The organism is Nocardioides sp. (genome assembly GCF_036503465.1).
GTDB lineage: Bacteria > Actinomycetota > Actinomycetes > Propionibacteriales > Nocardioidaceae > Nocardioides.
In genome coordinates, this window is record NZ_DASXWU010000060.1 from 1 (window position 1) to 23,874 (window position 23,874).

Below are 23,874 nucleotides of genomic sequence, written 5' to 3' on the forward strand. Positions count from 1 at the left end.
CCGTTGAGCTACGGGCGCTGAGTCCCGGCCACCCGGCTTCTGCGCGAAGCCGCGGCGAGGACTGCACGAGGATAGCCGAACGGGTAGGGCGGGCCGAATCGGTGCCGTCGGCCCATCGGGCGTCACGGAATCCCGTTGCCAGCGGGTGCGAGGTCGTGGGCACAGTGACCCATGACCTCCTTCATCTCCCACACGTCCGTGGACTGCGCCGACGCCTACGCGCTCTCCGAGTGGTGGAAGCCCGTCCTCGGGTACGTCGACCTCGAGGACGACCCCAACGAGCCCGGCCACGAGGAGTGCCTGATCCGCGATCCCGAGACTGGGCACCGGGTGCTGTTCATCGAGGTCCCGGAGACCAAGTCGGTCAAGAACCGCATCCACTTCGACCTGATGCCGCGGCAGGGCACCCGCGACGAGGAGCTGGCCCGGCTCCGGGAGCACGGCGCGGTCGAGGTAGCGGACCTGCGCGACCAGTGGGGGCCCGGCACCGGGTGGGTGGTGCTGGCCGACCCGGAGGGCAACGAGTTCTGCATCCTGCGCTCGCAGGCCGAGCGCGACGCTGGGCGTGCGACCGGGGGTTGAGCCACCCGGCAGCGGGTAGCCGCAACGGGGTGTGACGGGGGCCACAGACCCTTGATCGATCCAATATGTCAGGAGTCCTGACACGGGTAACCTCCGCGACACAAGTCGGGCGACAACGACGCCGGCCGATCCGCACGACAACTTCACGTTCACCCCGTCGCACAGACGGACCGGTGGCCCTTCTCGGGGCCGGCAGACATGTCGACCATGCGAAGCAGGTGGCCGCCGCGACGTACGGAAGGACACAACAGCACATGACTGCCGACACCCAGACCCGACCCACGGCGCACGGCGACCGGGACGACTCAGCCGCCCCGACGACACACCGGGGCATCCTCGACTTCGTAGGCGAGGTCGCCGCGATGACGACCCCGGACCGCGTCCACTGGTGCACCGGCTCCGACGAGGAGTGGACCGAGCTGACCGACGCCCTCGTCGCCAGCGGCACGTTCACCCGTCTGAACCCCGACAAGAAGCCGAACTCGTTCTGGGCTCGCACCGACCCCACCGACGTCGCGCGCGTCGAGGGTCGCACCTTCATCTGCTCCCGCGAGGAGAAGGACGCGGGGCCCACCAACAACTGGATGGACCCCGAGGAGATGAAGACCGTCATGCGGGGGCTGTACGCCGGCTGCATGACCGGCCGCACGATGTACGTGATTCCCTTCGTGATGGGCCACCTCGAGGCCGAGCACCCGATGTTCGGCGTGGAGATCACCGACTCGGCGTACGTCGTGGTCTCGATGCGGGTGATGGCGCGCATGGGCACCAACGTGCTGCGCCGGATGGAGGAGCTCGACGCGCCGTTCGTGCCGGCCCTGCACTCGGTCGGGATGCCGCTCGCGGACGGCCAGGAGGACGTCCCGTGGCCGTGCAACGACACCAAGTACATCGTGCAGTTCCCCGAGGAGCGCGCGATCTGGTCCTACGGGTCGGGGTACGGCGGCAACTCGCTGCTCGGCAAGAAGTGCTACGCCCTGCGCATCGCCAGCGTGATGGCCCGCGACGAGGGCTGGCTCGCCGAGCACATGCTGATCCTCAAGCTCACCTCGCCGGAGGGCGTCACCAAGTACGTCGCGGCCGCGTTCCCGAGCGCCTGCGGCAAGACCAACCTGGCGATGCTCGAGCCGACCATCCCCGGCTGGAAGGTCGAGTCGCTGGGTGACGACATCGCCTGGATGCGCATCGGTGAGGACGGCCGGCTGTGGGCGGTCAACCCGGAGTACGGCTTCTTCGGCGTGGCGCCCGGCACCAACCAGCACACCAACCCCAACGCCGTGAAGACGCTCGACCGCGGCAACTCGGTGTTCACCAACGTCGCGCTCACCGAGGACGGCGACGTGTGGTGGGAGGGCATGGAGAACACCCCGGCCCACGCCACCAGCTGGAAGGGCGAGCCGTGGACGCCCGACTCGGAGGAGCTGTCCAGCCACCCGAACAGCCGCTACTGCACGCCGATCAAGCAGTGCCCGATCCTCGCCCCGGAGTACGACGACCCGCGCGGTGTCCCGATCGACGCCATCCTGTTCGGCGGCCGCCGCAAGACCACCATCCCGCTGGTGACCGAGGCACGCGACTGGGCCCACGGCACGTTCATGGGCGCCACGCTCAGCTCCGAGACGACCGCCGCGGCGGTCGGTCAGGTCGGCGTCGTACGCCGTGACCCGATGGCGATGCTGCCGTTCATCGGCTACAACGCCGGCGACTACTTCAACCACTGGATCACGGTCGGCAAGGAGAACGACGCGGCGAAGCTGCCCCGGATCTTCTACGTCAACTGGTTCCGCCGCGACGACGAGGGCGGCTTCCTGTGGCCCGGCTTCGGCGAGAACAGCCGGGTCCTGAAGTGGGTCATCGACCGGATCGAGGGCCAGGCGGCCGCGGTCGAGACCCCGATCGGGCACGTCCCCACGCCGGAGTCGCTCGACACCGACGGGTTGGAGATGACCGACGACGAGCTCGCACAGGCCCTCGCGGTCGACCCGGAGGAGTGGAAGGCCGAGATCCCGCAGATCCAGGAGTGGTTCGAGAAGTTCGGCGACGAGTTGCCCGCCGTGCTCTGGACCGAGCTCGACGGTCTCAAGACACGCCTCGGGATCTGACCGGAATCTGACCCAGGGGCTCCGCATCGGCCCGTCACAGTCATGGCCCGGTGGGCCAGGACTGTGATGGGTCGTGCTCCGATGTGCGACGATGCGTGCGTGGGGCAAGGTGAGAGTGTGACCCGTGGCCGAGCTCGGTCCTGACGAACGGGAGATCTTCGAGTCCTTGGCGACGCCGCTGTACGAGGAAACAGCCGTCAGCGGTGGGCTGAAGGACTCGGATCCGCGCATCCAGCCCGGCGGTCCGCTGCACGAGGCGCTGAGCCTCCTGGTCGCGCTCAACCTCTTGGTCCACGACCGTGCCAACCACGTCTACATCCCGGTGGACCCGTCCACGGTGCAGTCTCACGTGGTCGGCCCGATGAGCCAGCGTGGTGCGGAGCTGCTCGGCGAGTCCTCGGAGTGGGCGCGCGCCTTCTCCGGGCTCTCCCAGGCCTGGCGCCGTTCGCCCACCGCGGTCCGCGGGCCGATCACCGAGTTCCACGGCCGGGCTATCCAGACCTTCATCAACGGTGCCGTCGCGGAGGCGGAGGAGGAGCTGCTGACCGCGCAGCCCCAGACCGGACGCGAGCGCGCGAGCCTGAAGTCCGCCGCAGAGCGGGACAAGAGCGCGATCGACCGCGGGGTCAAGATGCGCACGCTCTACCAGCACAGCGCCCGCCGGCACGCGCTGACCCGTGAGTACGTCTCCGAGGTCAGCGCGCACGGGGCCGAGGTGCGCACCCTCGACGAGTTCTTCAACCGGATGATCGTGGTCGACCGGCGACTGGCGGTCATCCCCGGGCCGGGCGGCACCGAGGTCGGCATCGCGGTGCAGGAGCCGGCACTGGTCGCCTACCTCGTCGACGTCTTCGAACGGGCGTGGGAGCGTGCCCGGCCGTTCACCAGCACCGAGCGCTCGATGATGAACGACATCGCCCGCGAGCAGCGGGCGATGACGATCCGGATGCTGATCGAGGGCCACTCCGACCCGGTCAGCGCCAAGCGCCTCGGGGTCAGCGCGCGGACGTTCGCCGGCTACGTGGCCGACCTCAAGGCGGAGTACGACGCGGAGACCAGGTTCCAGCTCGGGTACACGATGGGGCAGCTCGGCGTCTCGGGCCGCGAGGAGGAGTGACAACCTGTGGAGCGGCCCGGGAGCCGAAGCTCCCGGGCCGTCGTGGGGACAACGGGTGCGAGGGGCGGCTGATGTGGGGGGCGCCGCCGCCTCGCGACCCCGTGGTGACTGGGTCAGTGACCTGCCATGAAGCAGCCCTGGCACGGCCAGTTCGTGTCCATGGCCTGAGCTGGAGCCGCGATGCCGATCGCGCCGACGCCGAGCACCGCCGCGCCGAGCGCCAGAGCCACCTTCCGCATCATGTTCATGAGTCTGCACATCCTCCCGGGGTCTGAGCCACTTGGTCACCCAAGTACCCATTGTCAGGGAGGCCCGAACCACACGACATGTCGGCGGTGGCTCATTTCGTTGCAATGCACATTCCTGCAAGCGGGCCCTGGGCAACCGTTCGAGCACCGAACACCGACCACCCTAGACGACCCCGACGAGAGGAATCGAGGGACGACGGGCCGCGGAGCAGCGAAGGACCCTGCCCGGACAGAGCCCGAACAGGGTCTTCTCGCGTGCGCGGAGGCGGCGGGATTTGAACCCGCGAGAGGGGGTTACCCTCAACCCGCTTAGCAGGCGGGCGCCATAGACCGGACTAGGCGACGCCTCCCGTCAGCCCGCACAGGCTACAAGGAGTGGCGGGCGCCGACCGAATCAGTGGTCCGGGCGTTCCGCAACCGTCGGATCGCCCGGCGTGTGCGCGTCCCGCACCCGGCGGCGTACGTCGTGCGCGAAGGCGTCGGCGTCCCCGGCGACCGCCGTCATCGGCAGCCGCGTCATCCGGCCGTCCCGCAGCCGCAGCACCAGGCACGGGCTGCCGCCGAGCGTGGCCGCCACGACCTCCTCGACCTGCGACCAGGCGGCGTGGGGGGCACCCACACCACCGAGCAGCCGGACGTCGTACCGGCGGTCGGACAGCCGGACCGCCCACGCCCGGCACAGCAGGTACCACGCCCAGCCCGCGACCAGGACCAGCCCCACCACCGTGACCGTTCCGGCGAGGACCCAGCCGGCCCCGGTCAGCACGCCCACGAGCGTCGCGAGCACCACGACGGCGGCCAGTGTGACGAGGCTGCGTCCGACCAGCCGCAGACCGAGCGCGGGGGCCAGTCGGTATGTCGTGACGGGGTCGGGCACGGCCTCATTCAACTGAAACCGTCGCGCGACGGGCGAATCGGGACGGTTCCCGCCCTTGTCGCCACCGCCGGAAGGGTCCACAGTGGATCGCAACACCGTCACACCCCCACGACCCCTTCCCCTCGACGCGTGCCGGCACTCGGGAGGTCCTCATGACGGCGATGACAGCCACCCTCGACGAACTCCTGCGGCCCGAGTACGTCCGCGAGAACCTCGGCGCCTGGCGCTGGTCGGTCCGCCGCCAGCTGGTGCCGGTCCGCGATCGGCTGCTCCGTGACCATCCCGACCGTCGTGAGGCGTGGCTGTCCGCCCGCGCCTCGCGGACCCTCCGTGAGCGCGACGACCTGCTCGCGCGCCTCAACACCCTGGCGTCGCAGGTGTTGGTGGCTGTCGACGTCGACGAGCTCGCCGATCGGCTCAGCCGCCTGCTCGTCGACATCGCGCACCACCACCAGCGGGTGCACGACCTGGCCTACGACGACGTCGAGCTGGAGATCGGCGGATCCGAGTAGCCGATCCGGACGACCTAGACTCCTGCCCTGTGCCGACCCGTGCCGGGTCGCGCTCGGAGGGGTGCCGGAGTGGCCGATCGGAACCGCCTTGAAAGCGGTCGCTGGCAGAGATGTCAGCCGCGGGTTCGAATCCCGCCCCCTCTGCCGTGGATCCAGCGGGGCTTCCGAGGTTCAGCGCGCGGCGGTGAGCTCCACGAGGACGTCGCCTTCCTGGACGACGTCGCCGGGGGTGACCTTGATCGCCGTGACAACGCCGGTGTGCTCGGAGAGCACGGGGATCTCCATCTTCATCGACTCGAGCAGGCAGACCGGGTCGCCCGGTGACACCTCGTCGTCGACGGCGACCTCGACCACGATGACGTTGGCGACCATCTCCGCCAGAATCCGGAACGTCTGCTCGCGAGCCACGACCCGAACCTAGTGGATACCTCCGGGTAGCCCGGCACCAGCCGATCACCACAGGGCATGGGTGCGGCCGGGCTCCGCGAGGATCTCCGCGGGCTCCTCGAGCTCGGCCTGCCGGCGGCCGCGGGTGCCGCGTGGCGATGTGAGTCGGAGGTCGAGCCGGATCAGCACGAAGCCGATCACGAGCCCGATGACCACGCCGTACGCCGTGGCGAGGGCGACCTCCTTGACGCTTCGGCCGGGGTCGACCAGGGCGTAGGCGACCGGTGCGGTGAGAGCGACCCCGAACGCGCAGACCCACCAGCCCTGCCGTCGCCGCGCGCGCATGTGGGTGCCCCAGGCGATCGCGGGCACCCCGAGCAGCGCGATGATCGGCCGCGGGAAGGCGCCCAGGTGATGGTGGCTCCAGCGCACGGCGTCGTCGAGGTGCTGGACCAGGTCGTGGGTGCCGTAGCGCTGGAGGAGCTCGGCGTACCCCACGGTGAGCGCCAGCATCAGGCTGCCGGCGGCCACGATCACGACCCCACGCGACCCGAGTCCGTGGAAGCCCGCTCCGAGCCGGTAGACGGTGACGAACGACGCGACGACGGAGAGCCCGAGAACGGTGTACTCGAAGCGGTGCAGGTCGACGGCCGGTGACCAGGCGAGGGTGGCCATCGACCCGACGGCCGCGACGAGCAGCGCGACCACGGTCTCGCGGACGGCTTTGAGGAAGCCCCCGGCGGGCACCGTCACCATCACCGCGAAGACCGCGGTGAGGACGGCGGTCAGGACGGCGGCGCCGCTCCGGAAGGCGTTCTCGTCGAGAGCGATCACGGCACCCCCCATGACCAGCGCGAGGAGCGAGAAGACCACCGGCCGGCCTCCCGTGCGGCCCGCCAGCCCCCACGCGTACGCCGTGCCGGTGGCGACCGCACCCACCTCGCCGACCCAGTCCGCGACGTACCCGAGCAGCGCTGCGACCAGGGCGGCGGCCGACGCGAGCAGGACCAGCAGCCACGTGCCGAGGCCGAGACCGTGGAGCGCCCGGCGCCGCCACGACTTGCTCGAGGGTCGGTCCGCGACCCGCCGGCGACGGGGTTCCGCCCGCCGGCGAGGAGCAGCGCGGGACACGGCTCTCGACACGGCGGCGAGGCTACAGGCGACGGTTGGCCAGGGACGGGTTGGTGCGACGGGCCTCCCCGACGGCGGAGAGGTCGAGCTCCGCAGTGAGGATCTCCTCGCCGTCACCGCCCTCGACGATCACGTCGCCGAGCGGACCGACGACCGTCGAGTGGCCGGTGTAGCGCGGTCCCGGCTGCCCGACCCCGACGACGTACACGGTGTTCTCGATTGCCCGGGCCCGCAGCAGCGTGGTCCAGTGCTCGACCTTGCGGGGACCGGCGACCCACGCGGACGGCACGACGACGACCTCGGCGCCGGCGTCCACGAGCCGGCGCGCCAGCTCGGGGAACCGCAGGTCGTAGCAGGTCATCACCCCGACGGTCGCGCCGTCGAGCTGGAACGTGGCCGGCTCGATCGGGCCGGCCGCGAGCACGTCGGACTCCCGGTAGCCGAACGAGTCGTAGAGGTGGATCTTGCGGTAGTCGACATGCGCACCGCCGCGCACCACCACGGTGTTGTACGGCGCCGCGCCGGTCGTCTCGAACAGGCCGGCGACGACCGTGGTGCCACGCTCGGCCGCCACCCGCTCGACCTCGGACACGAACGGCCCGTCAAGCGGCTCGGCGTGGGGCGCCAGGTCGGAGCCGGGCTCCCCGAAGTCGCGGGCGAACGCTTCCGGCAGGACCACCAGGTCGGCCCCCTCCGGAACCAGCGAGGCCAGCCGGCCGCGGTTCTGTGCGGGGTCGAGCGAAGATGCCTCCTGGAGCAGCACGACGTGCATGGGGACCAGCCTGCCACCATGCACCCGTGAGCAGGACACACGGGAGCTGGGCGGCGGTGGTCCTGACCGGTGGTACGGCGTCCCGGCTCGGCGGCGCGGACAAGGCGGCGCTCGAGCACGCCGGCAAGTCGCTGCTCGCGCACGCCCTGGCCGCGGTCGCGGGCGCGGGGGAGGTGGTGGTCGTCGGCCCCGAGTTGCCCACGTCTCGCCCGGTGCGTTTCACGCGGGAGGAGCCGTCCGGGGGCGGACCGCTGGCCGGGGTGGCGGCCGGCGTCGCCGCCCTCTCGTCGGATCCCGACCGGGTGGTCGTGCTGGCCGTGGACATGCCGCACGTGACGGCCGGCACCGTGGCCCGGCTGCTGGACGCCGCCGAGGGCGTCGACGGTGCCTGGCTGACCGATCGGGACGGCCGACGACAGCTCGCCGGCGCCGTGCGTCCGAGCCTCGTCCCCAGCCCGGGAGACGCCTCCGGCGCCCCGGCGCGACTCCTGATGTCGGCCGGCACCGTGCGCGACGTACCGGCCATCGAGCACGAGGCCGAGGACGTCGACACGTGGGAGGACGTCGCCCGCATCCTCGGGCGCGATGCCCACGGCGTGGCGCGGCCGGATCAGACTTGAAGGAGCGGCGCCGTTTCGCAAGATTGGCCTCGTGAACCTGCACGACTGGATCGACGAGCTGTGTGACGCCCTCGACATCGACGCCGAGGTCGACGAGGCGCTCATCCTCGACCTGGCGAAGGTGGCGGCGGACAACGTGGTGCGGATGGCCGCGCCGGTCACGACGTTCCTCGTCGGGTACGCCGCCGGCGTGGCGCAGGCCGACGAGGACGGGATCGAGCGGCTCGCAGCCAGGGCGCAGGCTCTGGCCGAGGGCTGGGACAGGCCCTCCGGCGCCGCCGACCCGGACGACGTCGAAGACGCCGTCCCCGACGACACCGGTGTCGACCACAGCGCCGATCGGTACGACGAGTGAAGGCGGTCGTCCCGAAGCAGCCGGGCGGGCCGGAGGTCCTGGAGTACGTCGACGTCCCCGACCCGGAGCCGGGCCCTGGCGAGGTCGTGGTGGACGTGGCCGCGACGGCCGTCAACCGCGCCGATCTGGTGCAGCGTGCGGGCCACTACCCACCGCCCGAGGGTGCGTCGGAGATCCTCGGCCTCGAGTGCAGCGGCACGGTCCATGCGCTGGGTGAGGGCGTCGAAGATTCCGAGTACGTCGGGATCGGCCGGGAGGTCTGCGCGCTGCTGGCGGGAGGCGGCTACGCGACCAAGGTCGCGGTGCCTGCCGGTCAGCTGATGCCGATCCCGGACGGGGTCGACCTGGTCACCGCGGCCGCGCTGCCCGAGGTTGCCGCGACCGTCTGGTCGAACGTGATGATGGTGGCCGGGCTGCGGGCCGGCGACACCTTCCTGGTGCACGGCGGTGCCGGCGGGATCGGCACGTTCGCCATCCAGCTGGCCCGGGCCCTCGGGGCGCGGGTCCTCACGACGGCCGGCAGCCCGGAGAAGCTGGATCTCTGCCGGGAGCTCGGCGCCGACGTGGCGATCGACTACCGCGAGCAGGACTTCGTCGAGGTCGTCGCCGAGGTCACTGATGGTCACGGGGCCGACGTGATCCTCGACAACATGGGTGCGTCGTACCTCGCCCGCAACGTCGACACGTTGGCGACCGAGGGAAGGCTGGTCGTGATCGGCTTCCAGGGCGGCTCCACGGCCGAGCTGGACCTGCGCACGCTGTTCCGCAAGCGTGCCGCCGTGATCTCCACCGGCCTGCGCAGCCGACCGGTGAGTGAGAAGACCACCATCTGCGGGGCCGTCGCGGAGCACGTCTGGCCCCTGGTCGCCGATGGGACGGTCCGGCCGATGATCGGCCACACCATGCCCCTGGCCGAGGCCGCCGAGGCACATCGGCTCATGGAGAGCGGCGGGAGCACCGGCAAGATCCTGCTGGTCGTCTGAGCCCCCAGGTGCGTTTGTAGGCTGGAGGCATGAGCGAGGACCAGTCCGGACAGCAGCACGTCATCGTGGTCGGCCCGGACGGCCAGCCCGTCGCCGTACCCGCGGAGGCCGTCACCGAAACGGGTGTGGACGGCGAGGACGGCGACGACCTGCGCGACCTCACCGACCTGGTCGAGCAGCCGGCGAAGGTGATGCGGATCGGCAGCATGATCCGCCAGCTCCTGGAGGAGGTGAAGTCGGCGCCGCTGGACGACGCCAGCCGCAACCGGCTCAAGGAGATCCACCGCTCCTCGATCAAGGAGCTCGAGAGCGGCCTCGCGCCGGAGCTGGTCGACGAGCTGGAGCGCCTCTCGCTCCCGTTCACCGAGGACGGCACTCCCTCCGATGCCGAGCTCCGGATCGCCCAGGCCCAGCTGGTGGGCTGGCTGGAAGGCCTCTTCCACGGCATCCAGACGGCCATCTACGCCCAGCAGGTGTCGGCGCGGGCCCAGTTCGAGCAGATGCGGCGGGCGCTGCCGGGGGGACAGATGACACCCGGTCAGTCCGGCCTCGGTCAGCGACCCGGGGTGCCGCAGCAGCAGACGCCAGGCAACGACGACGGCAGCTCGCAGAACGGGATGTACCTCTGACTCAGCGGGTCAGCGTGTCAACGGCCCGAACCTGACCCACAGCCGCGTCCCAGGCGAGGTCCGGACGGTCAGCTCGAGCGGCCGCCCCTCGACGACGACGTACAAGGTGTCACCCTGCGCATCGCGGTGGGTGTCGGCGTCGCCGGTCGTCCCGCCGCAGGAGGTGGGTCCCGGCCAGGCGCCTGGCTGAACGAGCCCGCGAGCTCATCGACCCATCGCCGGGCACTCCCGATGATGCCGCTCGGCACGACGTCTTGAGGGCACGTGACCCCACGGACGCAGCGGTCGCGAGGTCAGGTCGTTCGCCGACCCAGACGGCCCGCGACCAGCAGGCCGAGGATGCTCACGATCAGCAGGGCCGCGCCGGGCGACAGGAGACGGGACAGGCTGGGCGGGGAGGCGTCGGCAACCTTGCTGAACGTCGCACTGGCCGGAGGCGCCGGGTGCGGCTGGACGCCGTTGCCCAGCTTGGCGACCACCTGGTCGGTGAGCTTCTTGCTGGCTCGGGCCGTCGCGGACGTCGACACCAGGCGGGACCCCTGCTCGGTGACGAAGAAGATGTAGCGCTTGCCCTTCGCGAGGGTGGGCGGCGGGCACTTCGCCCCGACCTGGGCCGTCACGACGACCGCGTCGGCGACCAGCGACGAGCGGTAGACCCGATCGGCCTTCACCTTGTAGTTGCGCAGGCGGTGGTCACCCTTGCCGCGCACCGGTCGCACCTTGTCGACCACGCCGCGGAAGACCACGTCGGCCTGCCTGATCTGCTTGGTCAGGCTCAGCCGCGGACACGGCGCCGCCGCGCGCGCCTGGGCGGACCCCCCGACCAGCAGGGCACTGCCGACCAGCGCGGCGATGACCGCCACGCCGAGGGCGCGGCGTACCCATCCGGTCTGAGTCACCGGACCATCACATCACAGCCCGAAAAGCCCGGCGAGGGTCACCGCGACGCCGTCCTCGCTGTTGCGCGGCGCCACGTGGTCGGCGGCGGCGAGCACCGACTCGTGCCCGTTGGCAACGGCGTACGACGTGCCGGCCCAGCTCAGCATCGCAAGGTCGTTGGGCATGTCGCCGAACGCCACGACCTCCTCCGGCGTCACGCCGAGCCGCTCGCAGAGCGCGGCCAGGGCGCCGCCCTTGGTCACGCCGGCCGCGCTGATCTCCATCAGGTGGTCGATGGTCCAGGTCGGGGTGGCCGTCTCGCCGACCGCGTCGACGACGCGGGCGCGGAAGTCGTCCGGGTCGAGGGTGAGGTGCTGGGCGAGCACCTTCACGGCCGGCTCGTCCCAGAGTCCCTCGAGGTCGGCGACCCTCATGTCGGGCGGTGTCGGGTGCAGGTCGACGTACGCCGGCTCGTGGCGGTAGCCGCCGAGGCACTCCAGCGCGATCGCCGTGCCGGGTGCCGCCTCACGGATCGCCTCGACCATCGGCAGGCCGACCTCGGCCGGGATGCCGTGCAGGTCGAGCACCTCCCGGCTGCCGACGTCGTAGGTGATCGCGCCGTTGGAGACGATGCCGACGCCGCGGCCGCCACCGACGGTCGCCCACAGCTCGTCCATCCAGCGCAGCGGCCGGGCGGTGACGATCACGACGCGGACGCCGATCTCCTGCACCCGGCGCAGCACGTCCTGGGTGCGCTCGCTGAGTCCGCCCTCGTCGTCGAGCAGGGTCCCGTCGAGGTCGGTGGCCACCAGGCGAGGGCGGCTCATGCGGGCGGCCGGGGTCGGCTCGCGGAGTCCGCCGTGCGACCGTCCGGGAACCAGCGGTCGAGCTCCACGGCTGCACCCTCGTCGTAGACGGTGAGCGTGACCTCGTCGGCGGCCTCCTTGACCTCCTCGACGGCCTGCCCCATCGCGACGCCGCGCCCCGCCCAGCGCAGCATCTCGATGTCGTTGCGACCGTCTCCGATCGCGAGGACGTCCACCGCTGCGATGCCGAGCTCGCGCGCGACGTACTCCAGGCCCGAGGCCTTGCTGACCCCCACCGGCGCCAGGTCGAGCCACGCGGTCCAGCCGACCACGTAGTCGGTGCCCTGGAGACCGAGCCGCTCGCCGAGCGCGACGAAGTCGTCGGCCGTGGCGTCGGGGTCACGGATGATCACCCGGCTGACGGGCACGGCGACCAGGTCCTCGACGTCGGCGATGGTGAACTCGCCGGTGAGCTCGCCCTCGGGAAAGGGACGGTTCACGCGGTACCCGACGCCACGCTCCTCCACCGCGACCAGTGCGGTCGGGTGCTCCTCGAGCACCGCGGCGACGGCGGGCGCGGCGTCGAAGGTCTCCTCGTGGATCACCTCCAGCGGAGGGTAGCGGAAGATCACCGCCCCGTTGCTGGCCACCACCCACAGCCGCTCGCCGCTCCCGTCGGCCCCGTCTGCCCCGTCTGGAGAGCTGTGCAGGTCGAGCAGGTCGGCAACCCGCGTCATGCCGTGCGGTGACCGACCGCTGGCGAGCACCACGTGGGCCCCCGCGTCCAGGGCACGGTGGACGGCGGCGTCCACCGGCGGGCTGACCTCCTCGTACGTGGTACCGACGCCCTCGAGCCACTTGAGCAGGGTGCCGTCGATGTCGAGGGCGACCAGCTTCGGCCGCCACGATGCGTCGGTCAGGTGGGTCGCGTCGGCCGGGTCGGCCCCGTCGGCCGGGTCTGTGGTTGCCACGGGCTCAGGCGCTGATGGGCTTGAGCACCTCGAGCCCGCCGAGGTAGGGCCGCAGCGCCTCCGGCACCCGCACCGAACCGTCCGCCTGCTGGTGGGTCTCGAGCAGGGCGATGATCGGTCGGTTGGTGGAGCAGAGCGTGCCGTTGAGGGTCGCGATCGGACGGATCTGTCCCTCCTTGCCGTCGGCGGGGAACCGACCACGGGTGTCGAGCCGACGGGTCTGGAAGTCGGTGCAGTTGGAGGTCGAGGTGAGCTCCCGGTAGCGGCCCTGGCTGGCGATCCAGGCCTCGCAGTCGTACTTGCGCTGCGCCGACAGGCCGAGGTCGCCGGCGGCGACGTCGATCACGCGGTAGCAGAGCTCGAGCTTGTCGAGGAACTCCTTCTCCCAGTCCAGCAGCCGCTTGTGCTCGGCGTAGGACTCCTCCAGCGTCGTGTAGACGAACATCTCGACCTTGTCGAACCAGTGCACCCGGAAGATCCCTCGGGTGTCCTTGCCGTGCGAGCCGGCCTCCTTGCGGAAGCACGGGCTGAACGCGGCGTACCGCAGGGGCAGGGTCGAGGCGTCGAGGATCTCGTCGGAGTGGTACGCCGCCATCGGCACCTCGGACGTACCGACGAGGTAGAGGTCCTGTCCCTCGATCCGGTACACGTCGTCGGCCGCCTGGCCGAGGAACCCGGTGCCCTCCATCGCCCGCGGCTTGACCAGCGACGGCGGCACGACCTGGATGAAGCCGGTGGCTCGCGCCTGGTCCATCGCCATGTTCAACAGCGCGAACTCGAGCTGCGCCCCGATCCCGGTCAGGAAGTAGAACCGCGAGCCGGACACCTTGGCGCCGCGTTCGATGTCGATCGCGCCGAGCATCCGGCCGAGCTCGACGTGGTCGCGCGGATCGAAGTCGAACTCCGGTGGCGTCCCAACGGTCTCGAGGACCACGAAGTCCTCCTCCCCGCCGGCCGGGGTCTCATCGGCTGCGAGGTTCGGGATGTCCATCAGCGCCGCACGCCAGGCCTCCTCGGCCTCGGTCTGCGCCGCCTCGGCCGCCTTGACCTCGGCCGAGAGCTCCTTGGTGCGCTCCAGCAGCGCAGCCTTCTCCTCGCCCTGGGCCCGCGGGATCTGCTTGCCGAGCTGCTTCTGCTCGGCGCGCTTGGCCTCGAAGGACGCGATCGCACTGCGCCGGGCGGAGTCGGCGGCCAGGGCACGGTCGACGACGTCGTCGGACAGCCCGCGTTTGGCCTGGGCGGCTCGCACGCGGTCGGGGTCCTCTCGCAGCACCTTCGGGTCGATCATCTCGGGGTCCCTGCGGAGCGGCGAGCGCAGCGAGCTGCTTCGTGGGGTGAGGTCACATGGAAAGGCTATCCGCGGCCGGCGCGGGCGGGCACACGAGTTCCGCCCGGCATACTGGCGCGCGTGCTCGACCGCCCGCGCCTCTGGATGCTCGCCTGGGCCGCGGTGTGCGCGGTGCTGTTCGCGGTGCTCGCCTACCTGGTCCACCTGACCCGGGCCCCCCTCGCCGGGTTCGACGACCTCGGCCGGACGGCCGAGCACTGGGCCCGCAACCGCGCCGGGGTGGTCGACGTGCTGCGCTGGATCGAGGCCGGGTTCGCCGGCCCCGGGATCCTCGTGCTCACCGTGATCCTCGGCGCTGGGCTGTGGCTGCGAAGCTACCGCAGGGCCGCGATCTACGCCGTCCTCGTCGTCGCGACCACGGCGCTGCTCTACACCTGGATCAAGGCCCTGGAGGGTCGCGCCAGACCCACCTGGCAGGACCCGCTCGGACACCTCACGTCCCGGTCGTTCCCGTCGGGGCACGCCGCGAGCACGGCGGCGCTCGCCGGGGTCGTGATGGTGCTCGCCCTGATGCTGGTACGCCGCTCCGACCTGCGCCGGGTGATCTGGGCCGTGGCCGTGGCGATCGTGCTCGTGGTCGGTGCCGACCGCGTGCTGCTCGGCCGGCACTACCCGACCGACGTCCTCGCCGGCTGGCTCCTCGGCACCTGCGTCACGCTCGTCTGGCTGGCGATCTACAGCCCGCGCCCCCGCAGCCACGCCGTGTCGGCGCCGCCTCTCACCGAGTCGGTCCCCTCCGAGCGCAGGCTCGCCGTCGTCGTGAACCCGTCCAAGCTCGAGGACGTCGGACAGTTCCGCTCGATCGTCACCTCGATGGCAGAGGAGGCGGGCTGGTCGCGCCCGACCTGGCACTACACGACGATCGAGGACCCCGGCACCGGCATGGCCGAGGAGGCCTCGGTCGGTGGCGCCGACCTCGTGCTGGTCTGCGGCGGCGACGGCACCGTCCGCGAGGTCTGTGCGGAGCTGGCCGGGACCGGCATTCCGGTCGGGATCATCCCCGCCGGCACCGGCAACCTCCTCGCCCGCAACCTGGCGATCCCCCTCTACCTGCGCGCCGCCATAGATGTCGCCCTCACCGGGCAGGACCAGGCCATCGACCTGGTCGAGGTGTCCGGTGACGCGATGGAGGACACCCACTTCATGGTGATGGCCGGGATGGGCCTCGACGCCGCGATGATCGAGGGTGTCAACGAGCAGCTGAAGGCGAGGGTCGGCTGGGTCGCCTACGTGTTCTCGGCGCTCAAGGCCCTGATGTCACCGGTGCTGCGGATGGAGATCTCGGTCGACGGCGCAGAGATCACCACCCACCGGGCCCGGACCGTCGTGGTCGGGAACGTCGGCTTCCTTCAGGCCGGGATGCCCCTGCTCCCCGATGCCGCGATCGACGACGGCCTGCTCGACGTCGTCCTCCTCTACCCGAAGAACTTCGTGTCCTGGCTGCCCCTGGCGTTCCGGGTGCTGGCCCGACGGGCGCGGACCGACGAGACCATCGTCCGGATGCGCGGCCGCACGGTCACGATCCGCGCGGCCTCACCCACTCCCCGCCAGCTCGACGGTGACCCGCTCGGCGCCGGCAAGGAGCTCCGGATGACCTGCCTCCACGGCCGGGTCCTGGTCCGCGTGCCGCGCTGACCGGCTAGGCGCGGCAGTTGCCGAACGCGGTGAAGTCGTCGTTGAAGCAGACGCGGCCGAGGTCGTCGGCGAACAGGGTGGGCGGGGTGTAGGCCGATCCGCCCTGTGGGTCCCAGGCGTAGACGTGGAAGCGGCCGGGCTTGCCGGTCGGCACCCGCGTGTAGAGCAGACCCGAGGCCGCCACCCACGAGGCGTCGCGGAGGGAGACCCGGCCGCGCGTGGGGAGGGCCTGGAGCCGGCCGTTCCACCGCACCAGCACCTGCCAACCGGCACCCGGCGTACGACGTACGACGCCCTCGGTGATGTCTCCGACGCGCACCCGAGCACCGTCCTGGAGACCGTGGCGGAGTCCGGTGCCGTCGGAGGCCAGCAGCGGCGGGAGGTCCCCCTGGGACCCGAGAGCGGCCCGGGTGTCAGAACTGCCGTCGACCTGGGGTCGGGCCGAGGTCGTCACCGACGGCGCGGTCGGTGGGGCGGCCGAGGCGCTCGCGCCGTCCCGGTCGAGGCCGTGCAGCCCGAACGGCACCACGATCGCGGCGCAGGCCAGCACCACACCGAAGATCACCGCGGACCGTCGTCCGTGCTTCCGCGCGTCCCCTGCTTCGAGGCTCGTGCGCGGTCCGTGCGAAGTGGCCATCGCACCCCCTGTGTGTCCCGGGTACCCGTTACCCAGAAGACGTACCCCGTCGGACGAAGGTTGCGCGCACGTCCCGACCGTGGCCCAGTCGTGATCTTCCCGGCCGTCAGGGTCTCGCGAGCCCCAGCTCAGGTCGGTTCAGGGCCGGGCGTGCGCGACCGCCTCCTCCTCCTCCGGCGACAGCTGCTGCTCGCAGGTCCAGGAGGAGATGCTCTTGGCGTAGGTGCGGGCGTCGGAGCGACCGTGGATCGAGGTCAGGACGACGCCGTTCCCGGAGTCGTCGAGCAGCGCCAGCGACCAGGACAGGTGGCCACCCATGTCGCCGAACGCGTCGTACCGCACCACCGCGAGGTGGCGCAGTGCGTCGCCCGCCTCGAGCCGGAGCGCGGCGACCTCCTGCCGGAGCCCGGTGACGTCCTCGGGGAGGGCGTCGGTGCCGGGTGCGCGGTACGCCGTCTGCCGGCGCAGGGCGACGACCGCCAGCGACGCGGCGGCCAGGGCCACCACGAACGCGACGACGGCGAGGATCCACACGCTGAGCGAGCGTAATCGCGGCAGTCGCCGACATGTGACACTGACGCGCGTGAGTACTCCTGTCGATGATGCCGTCGGTGAACCCGGCCGTCGTCGGGTCGTCTACCAGGGCGAGCCGGGCTCCAACTCGCACCTGGCCTGCCGGCAGCGCTTCCCGGCATGGGAGCCGGTCGCCGCCGCGAGCTTCGAGGACTGTTTCGCGGCAGTGGAGAACGGCGACGCCGACCTCGCGATGATCCCCATCGACAACTCGGTGGCCGGGCGGGTCGCGGACATCCACCACTTCCTGCCGACCTCGCCGCTGCACATCGTCGGCGAGCACTTCCTGAGGGTCAGGTTCGCGCTGCTGGGTGTCCCGGGTGCAACCCTCGACGGCGTCAAGACGGTGCACAGCCACGTGCACGCGCTCGGGCAGTGCCGTCGCGTGATCCGCGAGCACGGCTTCACCCCGGTCATCTCCGGCGACACCGCCGGCGCCGCTCGTGAGGTGAAGGAGGCCGGAGACCCGACGCAGGCCGCGATCTCGCCGCCGTGGGCGGGTGAGATCTACGGGCTCGAGGTGCTGCTGGACGACGTCGAGGACGAGGACCACAACACGACGCGCTTCGTCGTCCTCTCGCGGGACCTCGAGCAGGCTCCCCACGGCGACGGACCGGTGGTCACCAGCTTCGTCTTCAACGTGCGGAACCTGCCGGCCGCCCTCTACAAGGCGTTGGGCGGATTCGCGACGAACGGCGTGAACATGACGAAGCTGGAGAGCTACATGGTCGGCGGGGAGTTCACCGCCACCCAGTTCCTCGCGGAGGTCGACGGCCACCCCGACGACCCTCCGGTCCATCGGGCGCTGGAGGAGCTGGCGTTCTTCACCACCGAGGTGAAGGTGCTCGGCGTCTACCCGGCCGACCCGTTCCGCAACGCCTGAGCATCGGGGCCGGCGGCGTCCGTTCGTGACGCCACCGCCCACAGCTCCTTGCTCTGCACCACCCAGAAGACGCCGAACAACGCGGTCAGGACGGCCTCGAGCCAGAAGACGGTGTGGTCGAACGAGCCCGCCCGGGCAAGCACGCCGAACACCGCACCCGCCATCCCCATCGCGACCAGGATCGCCCGGTAGATGCTCCGGTAGCCGGGTGGTGGCGCCACCGCCTGGGCGTCCAGCCGGGCGCTGCGGACCGCGTTGAGCAGGACCACCACCAGCATCCCGCCGAACATCGTCACGGCCGCGATGAGATGGCCGTGGTCACGGATGAACGACCGGTCCGAGAAGTACAGGAGCCAGGCGACCACGACGACCGCGGCCAGCACGCCCCACGCGACCGAGGGTAGGCGGGAGCTCGAACGCGCCACCTGGAACCCGTAGGCGACGGCGAGCATCAGGCTCGCCGCGACGAGCAACGCCAGCATGTTGTTGTCGACGGCCGCGTCCAGCTGGTCACTCGTGGGCACGTTGCTGCGTGCGCACGACGACTCGGCCGGCGTGACGGTCAGCCCCGAGAGGGGCGTCGGCACGAACGCGACGACGAACGCGAGCGTGCCGGCCACGTTCAGCACGGCGTCCTCGCGGGCCGTGTTGCCGTGGTAGATCACCATGCACGCACCCATCGCGCACAGGGACGCGACGAACACCGGGCGAGCGGCCGTGTAGTAGTAGGCGCTGATCGACCCCAGCCAGCAGTCGGGATCGGGTCCGAACACCTGGGCGGCCACCGACGTCCCGAGCATCACCACCAGGATCGGGATGGCGATGCGCAGGTAGCGGTAGGTCGTCAGCGCGTCTCGGGGCCGGACCAGGAACACGGAGTGGTCCAGACCCGAGACGAGCTGCGTCGGTGGCTCGGCGCCGCGACTAGGCCGCAGCCTCGCCGGACATCACCCAGAACGTCGCGCCCTGCGGGTCGGACACCATCGCCATCCGGCCGACGCCGGGCACATCCATCGCCGGCACCATCGGCTTCCCGCCGAGCCGCTCGGCCTCGGCCACGCTCTCGTCGACGTCCTCGACGTTGAAGTAGACGTTCCAGTGTGCGGGCGTCCCGGGCGGGAGCATCGCGAGGTCCATCGCGCCGCCGATCTGGCGTCCCGCGACGTTGGTGAGGACCGTGTAGGTCCCGGCCTCGCCCATGTCCATGGCCTCGCTGCCCATGCCCAGCACATCGGCGTAGAACTTCGCGGCCCTCGCGACGTCGGAGGTCACGCACTCGTTCCAGGTCGGCGTCCCCGGCTCGTTGGCGCGCTGGGTGCCGATCGTGTCACGGGCCTGCCAGAGACCGACGCGCGCGCCGGTCGGGTCCTGGATCGCGGACATCCGGCCGTTCGTGTTCACGTCGAAGGGTCCGGCCTCGACCTTCCCGCCGGCCGCCTCCACCTTGGCCGTCGCGGCGTCCACGTCGTCGACCGCCAGGTAGACGCCCCAGACGGCCGGATGGCCCTCCATCCCGGGCATCTGCCCGCTGACCCCGCCGATCTCGTCGCCGTCCATCGTCGGGATGTAGTAGTGGCCCATCTCGCCCAGGTCGTGGTCGTCGTAGGACCACCCGAAGAGCTCGCCGTAGAACTTCAGGGCCGCGGACTGGTCGGGCGTCATCAGCTCGATCCAGCTCGGAGTGCCCTGCTCGTAGTGCTCGAACGTCGCCATCGTCGCCTCCTGCAGTCAGGTGGATCGACCCCGGGAAAGACTCAACACCTCCCCGCCGACAGTGGCAACAGGTCAGCGGGTGAACGTTGCCGAAACGGGACCGATAGGTTCGCACGATGGATCTCGCGGTCATCGCGATCGCGTTCGGCGCGATCTTCGTGGTCGAGCTTCCGGACAAGACGTTCGTGGCGGCGCTGGTGCTCTCGACCCGTTATCGCCCCCTCGCGGTGTGGGTCGGCGTCGGCCTGGCGTTCCTGGTCCAGACCGTGATCGCGTGCACCGTCGGTGGCCTGGTCACCCTGCTCCCCCACCGGGTCGTGGAGATCGTGGCCGGCCTGATCTTCCTGGTCGGCGCCGTCCTGCTGCTGCGCGAGGCACCCAAGGCCGACGCCGAGGAGGCCGAGACCGAGGAGGAGTACGCCGCCAAGGCGAGCTCGCCGAAGTCCGGGCTGGCCGCCGTGGGCGCCAGCTTCCTGGTGCTGTTCGCTGCCGAGTGGGGCGACCTCTCGCAGCTCCTCACGATCAGCCTGGTCGGCCGCTACCACAACGCCGTGTCGGTCTTCATCGGGGCGTGGGGGGCCCTGCTGGTGGTCTCGGGGCTGGCCGTGGTGGCCGGCCGCTTCCTGCTGCGCTACCTGCGGCTGTCGACCATCCATTACGTCGGCTCCGGCGTGTGCTTCCTGCTCGCTGCGGTGACGGCGTACCAGGTCGTCGCGGGGTGACTGCCCGCCGCGGCCCCGCACTAGAGTTCCGGTCATGTCGACCACCCCCACCCCCGGTCGCCCGTCGGGCGCCGACAGCGAGGTCGGCCGTCTGCGCACGGTCATGCTCCACCGCCCCGGGCAGGAGCTGAAGCGGCTCACCCCCCGCAACAACGACCGGCTCCTGTTCGACGGGATCCCTTGGGTGGCGCGGGCCCAGGACGAGCACGACGCGTTCGCCGCGGCGCTGCGCGACCGCGGTGTCGAGGTGCTCTACCTCACCGACCTGCTGACCGAGACCCTCGGCGACCCCGGCGCGCGCGACCGCGCGATCGAGACGGCACTCGGAAGCCTGCACCTCGGCGAGACCATGCGGCGGTGGCTCGGTCCGATGCTGCACGAGTCCTCCCCGGAGGAGCTCACCACACACCTGACCGCGGGCGTCCGCAACGACGAGGTGCGCGGCGGGTTCGGGCTGGTCACGTCGTTGCTGCCGCGCGACGACTTCCTGATCGACCCCCTCCCCAACCTGCTGTTCACCCGCGACTCGTCGGTGTGGGTGCGCGACCAGGTGACGGTCACGTCGCTGGCGATGCCGGCACGGGCGCGCGAGACGCAGCTGACCGAGCTGATCTACAGCGCCCACCCGCGGTTCGCCGAGACCCCGCGCCTCCACGGCTGGCGCAACGAGCACGTCGAGGGCGGCGACGTACTCCTGCTGGCACCCGGCGTGATGGCCATCGGGGTCGGCGAGCGGACGACGCCCGCCGGGGCGGAGCAGCTGGCGCGTGAGGTGTTCACGGCCGGCCTCGCGCACACGGTGCTCGCGGTGCCGATCGCGCAGGAGCGGGCGACCATGCACCTCGACACGGTCTGCACGATGGTCGACGTCGACAAGGTCGTGATGTACCCCAATGTCGCCGACACCCTCACGGCGTACGCCGTCACGCAGGTCTCCGGGACCGGCGCTGACGACGACTCCGGGCTCGAGCTGCACGTCGCCGACGCCGAGCACTTCCTGGTGACGGCGGCCAAGGCGATGGAGATCGACACCCTCCATCAGATCGACACCGGACTCGACCCGGTCACCGCCGAGCGCGAGCAGTGGGACGACGGCAACAACACCCTCGCCATCGCACCCCGGGTCGCGGTCGCCTACGAACGCAACGACGAGACGAACGCGCGGCTCGAGGACGCCGGCATCGAGGTCGTCCGGATCGCCGGCTCCGAGCTCGGCTCCGGACGCGGCGGTCCGCGCTGCATGAGCTGCCCCGTCGAGCGCGACCCCCTGGGCTGAGCCCCGGATCAGCCGGGACTCGGTAGGCGTGGGTTTGGGCCGTCCGGGCGGGGAGGTTCTCGGGGTGTCCATGACGTTCTCGGCCGACATTTTCCCCGGGTAGGTCATGGGTCCCCGGTGTACCGGGGAAACCGCCGCGCGCCCATGAGAGGGCCCGGTCGATGTCGACGGGGGAGGCAACAACGACCGGGCCGTCCGCGACGGTAGCGAACGTCCCGCGGACGGATCAACCTTGCCCGGGCGTGTCTTTTCGTGCGGCCGGAGCGTCGCGGGTCGGGCCGGGAGCCGTGCCGGGTCGGCGCAGGGACGACGCGGAGCCGACACAGAGTCGGAGCAGAGTCAACGCACGGTCAATCGACCGTCAACGCAAGATCAACGCAGGGTCACCTGATGGTTCGCGAGCATCGACCGGGCGGCGCGCTCCTCTGCGCAGAGATCGCCCCCGGCGTCGAGCGCCTCGACGAGCCGACCCTCGAACGCTGCCACCGGCTCCTCGAGCACGGCCGCGCCGGTGCCGGGCGGGAGGTCCCACACGGGGGTCAGGAGTCCGTGCGCGCGGAACATCCCGACCAGCTTCGAGCCGTCCGCGATCGAGTCCTCACCGGCGGCGTGCAGACGGGCCAGCGCGTCCAGCAGCGCGTTCTCGTCCTGCGGGAGGACCCAGCGCAGGTGCTCCTTGCTCCCGGCGTCGACCCAGTACGCCGCCTCCACCGACGACAGCCGGGCGGTGGGCGCGACGGCGCCGTTCGCCTGCTCGAGTGCATCGGCCATCGCCTGGTCGCGCTCCTCGACGTCTCCCAACCACCACTCGAAGCCGTCGTGGACAGTGACCTCGATCGGCTCGTCGGCGACCAGGTCCTGCAACCGGGCGCCCGGGCCCGGCGGGTCGACCAGTCCGACGATGCCGGCCTCGTCGGCGGCGATCGCCTTCTCGAGGACGGCGCCTAGGTCGCGTGAGGGGTCCCCGAACGCGTGCCGCACCTGCATCGCCAGCCACACCTCACCCGAGTCTCGCACCATCGCCGGCGCCGCCATCGGCAGCAGGCTGCCCAGCAGCACGGTGCGGTCGCCGACCGTCAACGGCGCGGTCGCGGACGGCACGAACTCCCGCAGCGCCACCAGGTCGCGCTCGGCGGCGAGACCCGCGAACGGCCGGGAGACGAAGACGCCGCCGGTGGAGCCGTGGCAGGCTTTGTATCGCTTGCCCGACCCGCACGGGCACGGCTCGCGTGGTCCGACCCCGCCCTCGGTCGCCCGGTCGCGGGCCTTGGTGCGGGACTTCTTGGCCATCCCCGGAGAGTAGTGGCCGTCGCACGACGCGAGCTCAGCCGGTCGGGACGGCGTCCAGCCAGCCGAGCACCGCCCGTGGGCGGTCGGTGATCACCGCGCGCACGCCGAGCGAGCGGCAGAGGTCGAGCTCCTCTTCGGCGTTCACCGTCCACACGTGGAGCTCCCGGCCGGTGCGGCCCATCTTCTCGGCGAACTTCTGGTGCTTGACGAGCTGGTCGATCCCCGGTCCCAGAATCCAGCCGTCCTCGACCATCGGCTTCAGCATCGGCCAGTGCCGCGCCTTCTCGATCAACATCACGAGGCGGAGGTGTGGCGCCAGCCGCTGCATCCGCTGCAGCGCGACGTACGAGAAGCTCATCACCCGCACCGGGCTGTCCTCGCCGGTCCAGCCGAACTCCGCGAGCGCCTCGACCAGGCGGCGCTCGACCAACCCGCCGTACCGCGTGGGGTGCTTGGTCTCGATGGCGAGCTCGATCGGCCGGTCGGCCTCGGCGACGATCTCCATCAGCCGGCGCAGCGTGAGCACCCGGTCGAGGTCGGGGTCGCGGTCGGGCGCCTCGTCGTCGAACGCCGCCCACGGGTTCTTCCACGACGCGAACTCGAGTTGGTCGAGGTCGGCGAGCTCCATCGTCGAGACCAGGCCGCGTTTGCTCGCCGTACGCCGCAGGTCGCGGTCGTGCACGCAGACCAGGTGGCCGTCGGCGGTGAGCCGGACGTCGCACTCGAAGGCCTCGGCCCCGTCGCGGATCGCCCCCATGTAGGCACCCAGGGTGTGCTCGGCGTTGTCGAAGCTTGCGCCGCGGTGTGCGACGACCTGCGGCCGCAT

At 71.3% G+C, this 23,874-nt stretch carries 27 protein-coding genes and 2 tRNA genes; 13 read left to right on the top strand and 16 right to left on the bottom strand.

Annotated elements, in window-relative coordinates; all coding sequences use genetic code 11:
- Positions 1-171 precede the first annotated feature (171 nt).
- The 3 genes from VGK78_RS11905 (at position 172) to VGK78_RS11915 (ending at position 3,801) form a co-directional block, all read left to right on the top strand.
- Positions 172-582, top strand: coding sequence for a VOC family protein (locus VGK78_RS11905; RefSeq protein ID WP_331527855.1), 411 nt, complete (start codon positions 172-174; stop codon positions 580-582).
- 254 nt (positions 583-836) lie between these two features.
- Positions 837-2,684, top strand: a complete 1,848-nt coding sequence (locus tag VGK78_RS11910; protein ID WP_331527856.1) for a phosphoenolpyruvate carboxykinase (GTP) — start codon at positions 837-839, stop codon at positions 2,682-2,684.
- Positions 2,685-2,808: 124 nt separating this feature from the next.
- On the top strand, positions 2,809-3,801 hold the full coding sequence (locus VGK78_RS11915) for a LuxR family transcriptional regulator (protein WP_331527857.1): 993 nt from the start codon (positions 2,809-2,811) through the stop codon (positions 3,799-3,801).
- A 113-nt stretch (positions 3,802-3,914) separates the two neighbouring features.
- On the opposite strand, the gene VGK78_RS11920 is transcribed toward VGK78_RS11915, so the two are convergent.
- The 3 genes from VGK78_RS11920 to VGK78_RS11930 form a co-directional block, all read right to left on the bottom strand.
- Positions 3,915-4,043 (bottom strand): hypothetical protein, encoded by a 129-nt coding sequence (locus VGK78_RS11920; protein ID WP_331527858.1) that lies wholly within the window; start codon positions 4,041-4,043, stop codon positions 3,915-3,917.
- A 266-nt stretch (positions 4,044-4,309) separates the two neighbouring features.
- Positions 4,310-4,399 (bottom strand) — tRNA-Ser (locus VGK78_RS11925).
- A gap of 44 nt (positions 4,400-4,443) precedes the next feature.
- Positions 4,444-4,926, bottom strand: a complete 483-nt coding sequence (locus VGK78_RS11930; protein WP_331527859.1) for a hypothetical protein — start codon at positions 4,924-4,926, stop codon at positions 4,444-4,446.
- 152 nt (positions 4,927-5,078) lie between these two features.
- Between VGK78_RS11930 and VGK78_RS11935 the strand changes: the two genes are divergently transcribed.
- Together VGK78_RS11935 and VGK78_RS11940 are read left to right on the top strand one after the other, a co-directional pair.
- The gene (locus VGK78_RS11935) at positions 5,079-5,438 is read left to right on the top strand and encodes a hypothetical protein (protein ID WP_331527860.1); all 360 of its coding nucleotides are present in this window, start codon (positions 5,079-5,081) and stop codon (positions 5,436-5,438) included.
- Between the two features lie 55 nt (positions 5,439-5,493).
- Positions 5,494-5,582: transfer RNA gene (locus VGK78_RS11940), tRNA-Ser, on the top strand.
- Positions 5,583-5,609: 27 nt separating this feature from the next.
- Here VGK78_RS11940 and VGK78_RS11945 read toward each other — a convergent pair.
- From VGK78_RS11945 to VGK78_RS11955, 3 genes are read right to left on the bottom strand one after another with little or no spacing between them, the layout of a single operon-like run.
- On the bottom strand, positions 5,610-5,846 hold the full coding sequence (locus tag VGK78_RS11945) for a biotin/lipoyl-binding carrier protein (RefSeq protein WP_331527861.1): 237 nt from the start codon (positions 5,844-5,846) through the stop codon (positions 5,610-5,612).
- Positions 5,847-5,891: 45 nt separating this feature from the next.
- A complete protein-coding gene (locus VGK78_RS11950; RefSeq protein WP_331527862.1) occupies positions 5,892-6,968 on the bottom strand; it encodes a hypothetical protein in 1,077 nt (358 codons plus the stop codon).
- Positions 6,969-6,978: 10 nt separating this feature from the next.
- Complete coding sequence (locus VGK78_RS11955) at positions 6,979-7,728, bottom strand: carbon-nitrogen hydrolase family protein (RefSeq protein WP_331527863.1); 750 nt, start codon at positions 7,726-7,728, stop codon at positions 6,979-6,981.
- A gap of 26 nt (positions 7,729-7,754) precedes the next feature.
- Here VGK78_RS11955 and mobA point away from each other — a divergent pair, with 26 nt between their 5' ends.
- The 4 genes from mobA to VGK78_RS11975 are packed head-to-tail and all read left to right on the top strand — an operon-like array spanning position 7,755 to position 10,315.
- The gene (gene mobA / locus VGK78_RS11960; protein ID WP_331527864.1) at positions 7,755-8,348 is read left to right on the top strand and encodes a molybdenum cofactor guanylyltransferase; all 594 of its coding nucleotides are present in this window, start codon (positions 7,755-7,757) and stop codon (positions 8,346-8,348) included.
- 31 nt (positions 8,349-8,379) lie between these two features.
- Positions 8,380-8,703, top strand: a complete 324-nt coding sequence (locus VGK78_RS11965; protein ID WP_331527865.1) for a DUF6457 domain-containing protein — start codon at positions 8,380-8,382, stop codon at positions 8,701-8,703.
- Positions 8,700-9,686: an NAD(P)H-quinone oxidoreductase gene (locus tag VGK78_RS11970; protein ID WP_331527866.1), complete on the top strand. Its 987-nt coding sequence runs from the start codon at positions 8,700-8,702 to the stop codon at positions 9,684-9,686. The genes VGK78_RS11965 and VGK78_RS11970 overlap by 4 nt, the downstream gene beginning before the upstream one ends.
- Before the next feature lie 29 nt (positions 9,687-9,715).
- Positions 9,716-10,315 (top strand): bacterial proteasome activator family protein, encoded by a 600-nt coding sequence (locus tag VGK78_RS11975; RefSeq protein WP_331527867.1) that lies wholly within the window; start codon positions 9,716-9,718, stop codon positions 10,313-10,315.
- 293 nt (positions 10,316-10,608) lie between these two features.
- On the opposite strand, the gene VGK78_RS11980 is transcribed toward VGK78_RS11975, so the two are convergent.
- The 4 genes from VGK78_RS11980 to serS are packed head-to-tail and all read right to left on the bottom strand — an operon-like array spanning position 10,609 to position 14,259.
- A complete protein-coding gene (locus VGK78_RS11980) occupies positions 10,609-11,214 on the bottom strand; it encodes a hypothetical protein (RefSeq protein WP_331527869.1) in 606 nt (201 codons plus the stop codon).
- A gap of 12 nt (positions 11,215-11,226) precedes the next feature.
- The gene (locus VGK78_RS11985) at positions 11,227-12,021 is read right to left on the bottom strand and encodes an HAD-IIB family hydrolase (RefSeq protein ID WP_331527870.1); all 795 of its coding nucleotides are present in this window, start codon (positions 12,019-12,021) and stop codon (positions 11,227-11,229) included.
- Positions 12,018-12,971, bottom strand: coding sequence for an HAD family hydrolase (locus VGK78_RS11990; protein ID WP_331527871.1), 954 nt, complete (start codon positions 12,969-12,971; stop codon positions 12,018-12,020). The genes VGK78_RS11985 and VGK78_RS11990 overlap by 4 nt, the downstream gene beginning before the upstream one ends.
- A 4-nt stretch (positions 12,972-12,975) precedes the next feature.
- A complete protein-coding gene (gene serS, locus VGK78_RS11995; protein WP_331527872.1) occupies positions 12,976-14,259 on the bottom strand; it encodes a serine--tRNA ligase in 1,284 nt (427 codons plus the stop codon).
- A 120-nt stretch (positions 14,260-14,379) separates the two neighbouring features.
- On the opposite strand from serS, the gene VGK78_RS12000 reads away from it, so the two are divergent.
- Complete coding sequence (locus tag VGK78_RS12000; protein ID WP_331527873.1) at positions 14,380-15,954, top strand: YegS/Rv2252/BmrU family lipid kinase; 1,575 nt, start codon at positions 14,380-14,382, stop codon at positions 15,952-15,954.
- 4 nt (positions 15,955-15,958) lie between these two features.
- Here the strand turns inward: VGK78_RS12000 and VGK78_RS12005 are convergent, their stop codons facing one another.
- Positions 15,959-16,591 carry a hypothetical protein gene (locus VGK78_RS12005; RefSeq protein WP_331527874.1) on the bottom strand — a complete coding sequence of 211 codons (633 nt, stop codon included), beginning with the start codon at positions 16,589-16,591 and terminating at the stop codon, positions 15,959-15,961.
- 138 nt (positions 16,592-16,729) lie between these two features.
- On the bottom strand, positions 16,730-17,125 hold the full coding sequence (locus tag VGK78_RS12010) for a DUF4446 family protein (protein ID WP_331527875.1): 396 nt from the start codon (positions 17,123-17,125) through the stop codon (positions 16,730-16,732).
- Positions 17,126-17,174: 49 nt separating this feature from the next.
- On the opposite strand from VGK78_RS12010, the gene VGK78_RS12015 reads away from it, so the two are divergent.
- Positions 17,175-18,047: a prephenate dehydratase gene (locus tag VGK78_RS12015; RefSeq protein WP_331527876.1), complete on the top strand. Its 873-nt coding sequence runs from the start codon at positions 17,175-17,177 to the stop codon at positions 18,045-18,047.
- Here the strand turns inward: VGK78_RS12015 and VGK78_RS12020 are convergent.
- Complete coding sequence (locus VGK78_RS12020; protein WP_331527877.1) at positions 18,017-18,922, bottom strand: hypothetical protein; 906 nt, start codon at positions 18,920-18,922, stop codon at positions 18,017-18,019. The genes VGK78_RS12015 and VGK78_RS12020 overlap by 31 nt on opposite strands.
- A gap of 49 nt (positions 18,923-18,971) precedes the next feature.
- Positions 18,972-19,760, bottom strand: a complete 789-nt coding sequence (locus VGK78_RS12025) for a VOC family protein (protein ID WP_331527878.1) — start codon at positions 19,758-19,760, stop codon at positions 18,972-18,974.
- 116 nt (positions 19,761-19,876) lie between these two features.
- Here VGK78_RS12025 and VGK78_RS12030 point away from each other — a divergent pair, with 116 nt between their 5' ends.
- Both VGK78_RS12030 and VGK78_RS12035 read left to right on the top strand, forming a co-directional pair.
- Positions 19,877-20,482 carry a TMEM165/GDT1 family protein gene (locus tag VGK78_RS12030; protein WP_331527879.1) on the top strand — a complete coding sequence of 202 codons (606 nt, stop codon included), beginning with the start codon at positions 19,877-19,879 and terminating at the stop codon, positions 20,480-20,482.
- 34 nt (positions 20,483-20,516) lie between these two features.
- The gene (locus tag VGK78_RS12035) at positions 20,517-21,758 is read left to right on the top strand and encodes an arginine deiminase (protein WP_331527880.1); all 1,242 of its coding nucleotides are present in this window, start codon (positions 20,517-20,519) and stop codon (positions 21,756-21,758) included.
- 372 nt (positions 21,759-22,130) lie between these two features.
- On the opposite strand, the gene VGK78_RS12040 is transcribed toward VGK78_RS12035, so the two are convergent.
- Positions 22,131-23,048, bottom strand: coding sequence for a DUF5926 family protein (locus VGK78_RS12040; protein WP_331527881.1), 918 nt, complete (start codon positions 23,046-23,048; stop codon positions 22,131-22,133).
- 34 nt (positions 23,049-23,082) lie between these two features.
- Positions 23,083-23,874: a glycerophosphodiester phosphodiesterase family protein gene (locus VGK78_RS12045; RefSeq protein ID WP_331527882.1), complete on the bottom strand. Its 792-nt coding sequence runs from the start codon at positions 23,872-23,874 to the stop codon at positions 23,083-23,085.

What these genes read in the sequence shown, in the direction of transcription:
- VGK78_RS11905 (WP_331527855.1), top strand. Translation starts at nt 172, where the DNA reads ATGACCTCCTTCATCTCCCACACGTCCGTGGACTGCGCCGACGCCTAC.
- VGK78_RS11910 (WP_331527856.1), top strand. Translation starts at nt 837, where the DNA reads ATGACTGCCGACACCCAGACCCGACCCACGGCGCACGGCGACCGGGAC.
- VGK78_RS11920 (WP_331527858.1), bottom strand. Translation starts at nt 4,043, where the DNA reads ATGATGCGGAAGGTGGCTCTGGCGCTCGGCGCGGCGGTGCTCGGCGTC.
- VGK78_RS11935 (WP_331527860.1), top strand. Translation starts at nt 5,079, where the DNA reads ATGACGGCGATGACAGCCACCCTCGACGAACTCCTGCGGCCCGAGTAC.
- VGK78_RS11955 (WP_331527863.1), bottom strand. Translation starts at nt 7,728, where the DNA reads ATGCACGTCGTGCTGCTCCAGGAGGCATCTTCGCTCGACCCCGCACAG.
- VGK78_RS11975 (WP_331527867.1), top strand. Translation starts at nt 9,716, where the DNA reads ATGAGCGAGGACCAGTCCGGACAGCAGCACGTCATCGTGGTCGGCCCG.
- VGK78_RS11985 (WP_331527870.1), bottom strand. Translation starts at nt 12,021, where the DNA reads ATGAGCCGCCCTCGCCTGGTGGCCACCGACCTCGACGGGACCCTGCTC.
- serS (WP_331527872.1), bottom strand. Translation starts at nt 14,259, where the DNA reads ATGATCGACCCGAAGGTGCTGCGAGAGGACCCCGACCGCGTGCGAGCC.
- VGK78_RS12005 (WP_331527874.1), bottom strand. Translation starts at nt 16,591, where the DNA reads ATGGCCACTTCGCACGGACCGCGCACGAGCCTCGAAGCAGGGGACGCG.
- VGK78_RS12025 (WP_331527878.1), bottom strand. Translation starts at nt 19,760, where the DNA reads ATGGCGACGTTCGAGCACTACGAGCAGGGCACTCCGAGCTGGATCGAG.
- VGK78_RS12030 (WP_331527879.1), top strand. Translation starts at nt 19,877, where the DNA reads ATGGATCTCGCGGTCATCGCGATCGCGTTCGGCGCGATCTTCGTGGTC.
- VGK78_RS12035 (WP_331527880.1), top strand. Translation starts at nt 20,517, where the DNA reads ATGTCGACCACCCCCACCCCCGGTCGCCCGTCGGGCGCCGACAGCGAG.
- VGK78_RS12040 (WP_331527881.1), bottom strand. Translation starts at nt 23,048, where the DNA reads ATGGCCAAGAAGTCCCGCACCAAGGCCCGCGACCGGGCGACCGAGGGC.
- VGK78_RS12045 (WP_331527882.1), bottom strand. Translation starts at nt 23,874, where the DNA reads ATGCGGCCGCAGGTCGTCGCACACCGCGGCGCAAGCTTCGACAACGCC.